This is a genomic window from Bacillus sp. SA1-12 (assembly GCF_000981385.1).
GTDB lineage: Bacteria > Bacillota > Bacilli > Bacillales > Bacillaceae > Metabacillus.
Genome location: NZ_LATZ01000139.1, coordinates 18,837 through 28,265 on the forward strand (window position 1 = coordinate 18,837; position 9,429 = coordinate 28,265).

Below are 9,429 nucleotides of genomic sequence, written 5' to 3' on the forward strand. Positions count from 1 at the left end.
ATCACTTGGACTTATTTAAGGAGTTGTTGTTTATTTCATAATAATCTTACATGGTGCACATTAAAAGAGGTTTATTTTCCCTTAAACCTATTGACTAACCCATTTTTTATTACGAGCATATTCCTCTACAACATCTTCAATACTATTGATTATTTTCTCTTTATTTAATCCCCTAGACTTACGAAATGTAAGCGACAGCCATACAGACAATGGTTATCGGGCCGTTTAATTCCGAAGCGATATACGATGATTGCTTCAGTTAACACACTTCCTGACTTCAGGACGAAAAATTCCATGACTATGAACTTAATTGTAGGTAGTACTACAGTCCTGATTTATAGAAATTTTGTTATTTTTCTTTAAATTCAGCTGGAAATTCCGCATAATATCTCTTGGTGTGTCTGAAAGAATTTATCGCTTTAAATAATTAAAGAAAAAAATGATTAGGAGATTGTGTACTATGTATAACAAGGATGAATTAGAAGGAAGAATCAATGATCTAAGAAAAGAACTGATCCAAAGTGTTGAAAAAAACGGATTAAATAGCCCTGACACCATTAGTTGTAGTCAAAAATTAGATCAACTTATTAAGGTTTATCAAAAAGAATATAAAAACCAAAAAGAAAAAACTGGACCTCTTTAGGGGATTGTTTGTTGTTGATAAATATTCGTACTTCAGAATTTATAGAATAGGGATCAAAGAACCGTATTCATGCTAACCTGCCCATAAAAAAACTTTAATTAAAATACAGTCCACTTAGAACCCTTCATCATTTACTCTATATCCTGTGTTTCATCAAATGTTATTGTAAATATTGCATAATGTTTTAAATTTTGAGGTTGGAAATTATTAACACTATTGTATAAAATATGTATAATGGAATTACCCCTTTTTCCTTAGAGTAAACTTGTTCATTTACAGTTTACTCTTTTTTACTTGTTAATATTTTGATACATGTATATGAGACAATAAAACCCCTTGAATAATTTCATTGTTCGATTAATAAGTTGAGGTTTGTTTATGGTCATTTGTTTTTTTGAGGACTCCTCCATCTTCACTGCAAGGCTTTGAATTATGATTCTGTTAATTTTGCAGGATATACCCAATATGCTCTCGAACGAGATTTTCTAATACAAAACATTTTCGTGTGAAAAATTCATATTCCTTAAATGTTTATTGTTCCCCCTTTACAAACTGATTTTCACCTTGTTTTATTGCTTGAATCAATGTATGGCGCTGTTTGTAAATAAAAGAACGTTCATAACGTGCTAAGATGTTTATTTTATATAATTAGTACAAGCTATAGCTAATACATAGAAAAGAGGGTGATACCACCAGAATAGCGAACGGCGAAGGTGTATTTATGCATACGCTGGGTATCAAAATAATCATTATCTAAAGAAAAATGAAACAGGTTATTTTAATAAATCAGCTTTCTGTAACAATGAAAGGATTAATAAAAATAATGAGTAAGGTAATAGTATAAGAGATCTTGTTATTCTGGTAAGATTGAATAACAAGATCTCTTATTTTCGTTGTAAACCTTAATTGTTAATCAAAAAAAAACTTAAGATAGGTTCCTATCATCACTTTCTGATTTATTAAAGCTCTTTGAAGTTGATAAATCTTCATCATACCAATTAAACCAATGAATATACTCCTATACGATTTATGTCAGTACAAATAAAGTAGTTTACTTTTAAGAAATCACTCGTGATTGGATAAATAATACATAACAAAAAAGTTTTTTAATAGATCCCTTTATTCAACTATAGCGCCCGATCGGAAGATGATCATTTTTATGTTGTCTTTTGAAGATAAGCAGCCGTTAATTTAATAAATTATTTATTGGGCAGCGTCAGGAAAACGTTAAATTTACAACGTTAAGGAAATCCAAATATAAAAAAGCCTAATTTCTCAGTATTGTAAGCGAGAAATTAGACTTTAAGCTATTTCACAAATGTTCCCGTTGCTTAATAATCGACTATATGACGGCTGTTGTGGTACTGAACTTAGGGATCCACAATACACTCTAACAAGTTATAAAGAACTTATAACTTTGTATCTATACTTACACCACAGGAAAGCTCTGCATTATACTTTCTTTACGATCTTTCATGAATTCTCTTCCCCATAGATGAAGTTCTTCAATTTTTCCTCCACATGCATTAAAAAGCTTTATATATCGCCCAATTTCCCTTAATTTTATAAAGTAAGGAATCTCTTTAAGCCATACCTCTTCCAAATTGTTTTCAGCACTATATCCTTGCATAAACGATGGAAGAAATATATCCGTATATGAACTCAAACTCTCAAAGGGAGACGCGTGAAATAATGCTACCGCAATATCATCAATAAACCATGAATATCTACAAGCGTCAAAATCAAAAAGACAAATAGAATCCCCATCTATATAAAAATTGCCGTAATGAAAATCCGCATGAATTAATCCATATGAATCTACTGAATACGGAAGTTTAGATAAATATTCCAACAATGCGACATACCGTCTTATAATGTCCTTCTCGGATGTAGGCAAGTCAATACCCAATACTTTTTCTGTTTCTACTGACCAGTCTGGTCTTCTTGTTATCGGATCCTCATGAATATATTGCTTTGTTATGCTATGCATTTTCCCCATAAACATCCCCATTCTCTTGAACAGGGTTTCATTTTGATCCCCTTCCCTTACTGGACGACCCAGTGCTTCTTCAAAGCAAACCACAGTAAAGCAATTATCGTCCACGATTAACTGCTCTGCCAAATTTCCATCTGCGGAATGTACAGGCCTAGATATACGCAATCCTTTGTCATTAAGAAAATTAATCCATTGGACTTCCCCGATAATTTTTTCAAATTGTTTATGGGAATTATTCGTTACGCGTAGAAAATATTTGGCACCCTCTCGCTCGAAGGATCCAACTAAACTATGCTCTGAAAAATGTGTTATTTGAGTACCCTCAGACCGAATTCCGAACTTAGAAGAAGCAGCATGAAAAATCTTTCTGTGATATTTCTCCAAATGGCATCCCTCCCAAAACGATTTTGGCTTCTATTCTTGATAATACCACAACAGGAATAACGTGAAATATTTGAGGCATATTCATTCAGGTATTCTGCCATTTAGTTCAATAAGCCTTATTCAACAATATTTCCCGTTTGCTTAATAAGAAAACAATCATTTTTATTTCCTTTTGTTCCATTACCTTAAGATTAATATCAATATTAATATTAGATGATTAGTAACCTTGGTAAATCTTGATAAACCAGGTTATTTAGCTTCAAAACCTTCAACTTCATTCAATACTTTATATACGGTACTTCTTCCAATTCCGTATTCTTTTGCAATATCTACGGCACGTTCTCCACCTTTAAACAGCGTTACAATCTGTTGTTTTTGCTTTTCTGTTAAAGGTGGTCTTCCACCTGTTCGACCTTGTTTCTTAGCTGATTCTAACCCAGCTCTAGTACGCTCCCTAATAAGGTTACGCTCAAACTCTGCGAATACTGCAATCATACCAAACATAGCTCTTCCGGCTGCTGTTGTCGTGTCTATACTATCGCTTAATGATACAAAATTAACCCCTTTTTGCTCTAAATTTTCATGAATAGTATAAAGCTGCTTTGTAGAGCGTGCTAAATGGTCTAACTTATAAATAACTAACGTATCACCTTTTCTTAATGCTTTAAGGGCTTTTTTCAATTCTTCCCTGTCTGCTTTTCCTCCACTTTGCTTTTCAAAATAGATTTCAAACTCTTCCCCTTGATCTGCTGCATACTTTTCTATAGCTTCAATCTGTAGCTCTAAATTTTGATCTTCTGTTGATACCCTTGCATAACCTATTATCATACGTTTTTGTCTCCTTGCCATGCGTTTTTTGCACTTTTAGGATAGACGACTTTATAGACAAATAAAATAACTTTTTTGCTGTTTTTATTCTTGTTGGAACTATGTCTATTATACGGTCGTTAAATAGACATAAGAATAATAATGGTAAGAGCCAAATCCTATTTAAGCCCTCCTAAGGGGGTACCACCAGCAAAACGCGAATTTACAAAGTTAAGGATATACAAATATAAAAAGCCTAATTTCTCGGTTGTTATAAGTGAGAAATTAGGCTTTAGTAACTTATGAAAAGCGCCATGTAATGGAATATTTGAGTACCTGCTATTCCTCAAGAGAAATTCCAAGCCCAAGCCTTACGTTACAATTCTTTATTTAAGTTTTATGAGAAATCAGATGATAAAATCAGCAATGTGACGTTCTGGGGCATTGCCGATAACCATACGTGGTTAAACGACCGTGCAGAACAGTATTATGACGGAGTGGGCAAAGTTGCCCCATTTGTTTTTGATCCAAATTACAATGTAAAACCTGCATATTGGTCAATTATGGACTAATAATATAGGAAATCAGCTCCGATCAGTAAAAATAAAATATGAAAACACAAATTAAAGAATACTAAGGTATTTAACCCCCCATTATCGCTGATCAAGAAAAAAACGCTCTAATTGGGGCGTTTTTTTATGAATACTTAAACCTTATTCTCAAAAATAATAGGGAATAAATCGATCCCCATCTTTTGAGCTGCAAGATAACGTGTGTAGCCATCTGTAAGGATCTTTGTATTCCTCTTAATTGTAATGGGTTCATCTAGGTAGCCTGTCCGTTCAACATGATTTATAGCTTGCTGCATTTTATCAACACTCGGTTTAGAATTTAAAAATTCTTCGGTTACAATAATCTGATCCAGTAAAATAAACTTTTCTGTCCCCTCTGGTTTCAAATTTATTATCTCCCCTTACTGTACTATTGACCTTATTATAAGAAAAAGTTGATTAAGATATTATAACGTTTTCAAATATATTCAAATCGATATATGTATTGTTCCAAAAGGCGCTTTAATGAATAAGGGTTACAGGAAAAAATGATAAAATTTTATTCTTAAGCAATATGAAGTTGTTTCAAAACCTAAGTGTTAATCTAAACGAAAGTTGACACTTAGGTTTTATTTTTCCTCAAAACATTAGTGAAAACTTATGTTTTATATAAATCGCCAAGTATACCAACTAAAATTAAAATCAAGTTTAAACCTACCTTTTCTAATATAGACTTTGAGATACGGTACAAAAAAAGACAGGATTAATAAATTAACGTTTAAATGTAGAGATCGCGTGTTTAAAAATCAGATGCTGCTTTCCACTTGAGTTAAAAACTATTGAAAATTTATCATGACCTTCAATGGTTCCTTTCATACGGAAACCATTTACTAATATAAGCTCAATTTCTTTTTTACTGCTCAAGATTTCATCTAATATCTTTGTTTGTAATTCCATTACATTCTCCCCACTCTTTTTTAATTTCTACCATTAGATTATCAAATATTATGTTATATGACTTGGGGAAACATTATTATATAAATAAATCTTCGGTTAACCCCTTTTACGACATAAAATCAAAATAAAACCCGAACAATTTTCTTGATGATGATTTTTCGTCCTTCTTCCTAGGAGGGTGTTTTTAAGCTTTTGATAGTTCATTTATAAAAACCAGTATCAAAAATTATAAAATGGAGGATACAAATGAAATCAACAGGTATTGTTCGAAAAGTAGACGAATTGGGACGTATTGTTTTACCAATTGAATTGAGAAATGCTCTGGGTCTTTACCCAAAAGAACCTGTCGAAATCTTTGTTGACGGAGAAAAAATCATTTTTAAAAAATATGCACCTAATAATGCATGTATGGTTACAGGAGAGATTTCAGAGAACAATATCATACTTTCTAACGGAAAAGTTGTGTTAAGCCGTGATGAAGCTATAAAACTAGTAAATGAATTAAAATATAAACTGTAACATTCTTAGTTTACATATTGGAGCATTATCGATATTGAAAAAGAAACTTCGCCTGAAAGACCCTTATTTATTTAGATTCTTCTTCTCCTAAAATCGCAAATGGGCTAAAAGCCTCAAAATGAATATGTTCCTTTGTAATTTCCAAATCATTTAAAAACCTAACCATTCACTTCCATAAATGGAATGGAACGCATCTACTTTTAAGTTTATATAGCGACAATTTTAAAAAGTAATCTAGGAATGCAATTTAATTAAGAATTTATCTTTAAAATACAAAGTGAGGTGACTGGAATCACCTCATTTTACTTAGTTAGTTATCTAAATTACTCGTCTTTTCTATTTTCATCACCTATATCTCCTGGATCTTCTGTATCTTTTTCTGCATCGTTTTCATCGTCTTTTAACATGTTATCATCTTCATCAGGAATGTTTTCTTCACCCTTCGATAATATCATTGGCGTTGTTGTCATTGTTATTGCACAGTTGCCATAATTTGCGCCATTTTCATCACCATAGTTATTCTATACAAAACTTATGAAAAAGGATCTTCGATTGAATATCCCTTCGTGCTGCTTGTTCATTGTAACATCCTTTTCTTTTATTTAATAAAGTTCAATACAATTACAGTAAGAACTCCCAAACTAATAGAGCCTTTCAAAAAATAATAATTATACGTATGGGTAATAGCAAGCTGTTTAAATTGACTTTCGTAAGGTTTTGGGATTGGGTAGCCTTCAATCAGTCCCAAATGATTCATGGCATCATTAAACGGTGTTCCCTCCATTATCGTTACGCTCAAACTGTCCAAACGTTTTTCAACACATTTCTTTACCTTCTCAAGTTTTCAATCCATTATGATTCAACCTTTAACTTAAAAAGGGTTTTCCTAACAAGAGCAAAAGCAATCAATAAAGTAATTAAACTTGCAATAAAAAAACCAATTGCATATGTAGGAATACTCGCTTTTGGTACTTTGTCATTTATCTCTTGTCCTAAAAAATATATTCCAACACCGTCACCATCAACATTTGTTCCAAGAGACCATAATTCCAATCCTTTGTTTACCATTAAAAAACTAATCAATGCAAGAAAAGTAAAAACAATCCAACGATAAATGGTGTTCATTTTTTATTCCTCCTTTTACGAAAGATAGCATATATTTTCCAATTTATCTTTAAGTTCTTATTACATTACCTGTACCTCCGTTTAATAAAATTACAAAGGCATATGAATATCTTATACAAATAGTTAACATAATCATTGATTATCGGTATGAAAAAAGATCTTCGTTAGAAGATCTCAGACCGTAGACAAACCCCATTTCAAATCAAGGTCTTGAAATGGGGTTTGTCTACGGTCTGCAACTTATTTAACTAAATAAGTTTATAAATAACCCTATTTACAAATACTAAAAAAAAGGATGATTTGATTGAAAATATTTGATAACTGGTTTCAAGTGTTCTCAACGTTGTTTTTTTTAATTGTTTCCTTTGTATACTTTATGTTGATGTGGGAACCCATTGGTTCTAAATTATATCATTGATGGACTTCTACTTACTGGATTTGACAGTGAGGACTTTGCTCTCTTAGGAACTAACCTCTTATCCAGGTGAACAAAGGGTACATGAATACTCTCATAATGAAACATTTTAGAAAGTACCAATGTATTTCAGGCTTATGAACATATCTATTTAAAAATTAATAAATAATAGTAATTGGATTTTAGATTTCGATAAACTATCTTAATGGAGCCACATCATGGAAAGGTTTATACAAAACTTAGATTTATCAGCTTAATTTTTTTAATAATTGCCTTGATTCTAGCTGTTGGTCAATAATTTTTACTCAAGACAGTTAGGTTCTTGCTATATATTTTAATGAATTTCTTCAATCAAACCAAAGAAGATGTTTTAGAAAAATGAGTACACTATACCCCTTTTTAACTACATGCACTTTTCTCGGTAGTTCGATTTATTTGTTTATTTAGCTCAAAAAAATGACCTCAGTCTCTACAACGACTCAGGCCACAATCAAGTATATAAACACTACTATTATAGATACAGTACAGTTTAATTTTACGTTTGCTGTTGACGCCCTCTTACCATGGAAGGAGACATGCCAAATTTTTTTTTAAAGACCTTTGAGAAATAAGCCACATTTTCAAATCCTGTTGAGTAGCAAACATCTGTAACGGACAATGCCGAAATTGCAAGTAATTCCTTGGCGCGATCTAATCTGCGATTTCGAATCCATTGAAGAGGCGAAGTGTTGTAGATCGATTTGAAAATCATGTTTAAAGGATGACAAACTACGCCCTGACAAATAGGCAAGATCATTTAAAGATACCGGATTGAACAAATTTTCTTCAATGATCTCAGTAATATGCTTTTTTTCCTTGCGTTTTATTTGCAAAAACTGAAACAATAACTTGTCATCTTCGTCTGTGAGATCAAACAACAACTCTAACAATTTAATTTTAATTAAACCAGTATTAATTCGGTCTGGTTCTTTAATCATCAGCTTTATTAATTGTAAGACAGATAAAACAGCCAATTCCTTAAAGATACAAGGTGAAATTGGCTGTTTTATTTTCTAATTTCCTTTGCGTACAAAATTTCCGAAATGTTGGCGGTACCCCAAGCCCATCAAGTTAAGATATCATAATACCCCTCGGAACGAAAATTATATGCATGTTGCTTGTTTTTATCTTTTTGGGGCTCGTTCTTGTGAGCCTGATTTGCGATGTCTTGGATTCTACTACCTTTTCCAGATGTGTTTACCTCAACCTATCAAGGATCCGGAGGCAGTAGCCATACAGCTAGCGTAAAGATTCAATTAGAATATGAACTTCCTTAGCAATTCCTACACGTTCACTCAAAACCCGGTAAACAAAATTACAGTAAACTATCCATTAGGTGATTTTACCCCAAAATAAAACTGCCGATTAAATCGACAGTTTTATTTAACAGATTTTAAGCTGATCGGAAGTCCTTCTTCGATTTTAAAGGTATAGAAAGCCTACTCCCCCATTTCGTTGTCATCAGATAAGCATATTGGTAGATCGGACTCTGGATGAAGGTAATCACGAATGTAAATATGAAGACCGGACCGCCAAGCAGCCAACCTAATAGAAGGACAAGGCTTTCAACCATGATCCGCACCCGGCTGATCGACATCCCCAATTTATCGGATATCGAAAGCATGAACCCATCCCTTGGCCCAGCCCCGATCCTCGCTCCTGAGTACATTCCGCCACCGATTCCCATCAGTACAACACCTAAGATCAAAACAAGTACATCTGTGAAAACAGAAGAGGATCGTGGAAATGCCTCCATATAAAGGAACAAGTCAACTAAAGGACCGACAGCCAAAGCATTCAGGAACGTTCCGATGTTGATGTAGCTCCGATCTAAAAAGAAGGAGACGACAACAAGAAGCAGTCCTACCAGAACAGTCCACGTCCCAATCGTAAGGCCGAATTTTTCAAATAAAGCGATATTTAGAACATCCCATGGGTGTATCCCTAAATGTTGTACTTGAATTGCTACTGAAATGCCATAACTGAAAATGGT

General features: G+C 33.0%; 11 protein-coding genes and 1 pseudogene. 3 read left to right on the forward strand and 9 right to left on the reverse strand.

Annotated elements, in window-relative coordinates; genetic code table 11:
- The first annotated feature begins 460 nt into the window (after window positions 1–460).
- Window positions 461–643 carry an aspartyl-phosphate phosphatase Spo0E family protein gene (locus WQ54_RS31500; protein ID WP_046590897.1) on the forward strand — a complete coding sequence of 61 codons (183 nt, stop codon included), beginning with the start codon at window positions 461–463 and terminating at the stop codon, window positions 641–643.
- A 1,429-nt stretch (window positions 644–2,072) separates the two neighbouring features.
- On the opposite strand, the gene WQ54_RS31505 is transcribed toward WQ54_RS31500, so the two are convergent.
- The gene (locus WQ54_RS31505; protein WP_046590899.1) at window positions 2,073–3,023 is read right to left on the reverse strand and encodes a phosphotransferase enzyme family protein; all 951 of its coding nucleotides are present in this window, start codon (window positions 3,021–3,023) and stop codon (window positions 2,073–2,075) included.
- Window positions 3,024–3,272: 249 nt separating this feature from the next.
- Window positions 3,273–3,851 carry a recombinase family protein gene (locus WQ54_RS31510; RefSeq protein WP_046590901.1) on the reverse strand — a complete coding sequence of 193 codons (579 nt, stop codon included), beginning with the start codon at window positions 3,849–3,851 and terminating at the stop codon, window positions 3,273–3,275.
- Window positions 3,852–4,168: 317 nt separating this feature from the next.
- On the opposite strand from WQ54_RS31510, the pseudogene WQ54_RS33275 reads away from it, so the two are divergent.
- Window positions 4,169–4,402, forward strand: a pseudogene (locus WQ54_RS33275) (endo-1,4-beta-xylanase); the annotation flags it as partial.
- Window positions 4,403–4,536: 134 nt separating this feature from the next.
- Here the strand turns inward: WQ54_RS33275 and WQ54_RS31515 are convergent.
- On the reverse strand, window positions 4,537–4,788 hold the full coding sequence (locus WQ54_RS31515) for a hypothetical protein (protein WP_046590905.1): 252 nt from the start codon (window positions 4,786–4,788) through the stop codon (window positions 4,537–4,539).
- A 364-nt stretch (window positions 4,789–5,152) separates the two neighbouring features.
- A complete protein-coding gene (gene hfq, locus WQ54_RS31520; protein WP_046590907.1) occupies window positions 5,153–5,338 on the reverse strand; it encodes an RNA chaperone Hfq in 186 nt (61 codons plus the stop codon).
- Between the two features lie 246 nt (window positions 5,339–5,584).
- Between hfq and WQ54_RS31525 the strand changes: the two genes are divergently transcribed.
- Window positions 5,585–5,857 carry an AbrB/MazE/SpoVT family DNA-binding domain-containing protein gene (locus WQ54_RS31525; protein WP_046590909.1) on the forward strand — a complete coding sequence of 91 codons (273 nt, stop codon included), beginning with the start codon at window positions 5,585–5,587 and terminating at the stop codon, window positions 5,855–5,857.
- Window positions 5,858–6,180: 323 nt separating this feature from the next.
- Here the strand turns inward: WQ54_RS31525 and WQ54_RS34140 are convergent, their stop codons facing one another.
- The 5 genes from WQ54_RS34140 to WQ54_RS31540 form a co-directional block, all read right to left on the reverse strand.
- The gene (locus tag WQ54_RS34140; protein ID WP_156178300.1) at window positions 6,181–6,327 is read right to left on the reverse strand and encodes a hypothetical protein; all 147 of its coding nucleotides are present in this window, start codon (window positions 6,325–6,327) and stop codon (window positions 6,181–6,183) included.
- A 128-nt stretch (window positions 6,328–6,455) separates the two neighbouring features.
- Complete coding sequence (locus WQ54_RS31530) at window positions 6,456–6,665, reverse strand: hypothetical protein (protein ID WP_156178302.1); 210 nt, start codon at window positions 6,663–6,665, stop codon at window positions 6,456–6,458.
- Between the two features lie 44 nt (window positions 6,666–6,709).
- The gene (locus WQ54_RS31535) at window positions 6,710–6,982 is read right to left on the reverse strand and encodes a hypothetical protein (protein ID WP_046590915.1); all 273 of its coding nucleotides are present in this window, start codon (window positions 6,980–6,982) and stop codon (window positions 6,710–6,712) included.
- Window positions 6,983–7,932: 950 nt separating this feature from the next.
- Complete coding sequence (locus WQ54_RS35145) at window positions 7,933–8,193, reverse strand: AraC family transcriptional regulator (RefSeq protein ID WP_084822405.1); 261 nt, start codon at window positions 8,191–8,193, stop codon at window positions 7,933–7,935.
- 636 nt (window positions 8,194–8,829) lie between these two features.
- Window positions 8,830–9,429, reverse strand: a 600-nt coding sequence (locus WQ54_RS31540) for a YitT family protein (RefSeq protein WP_046590918.1), incomplete at its 5' end; no start/stop codon positions are given.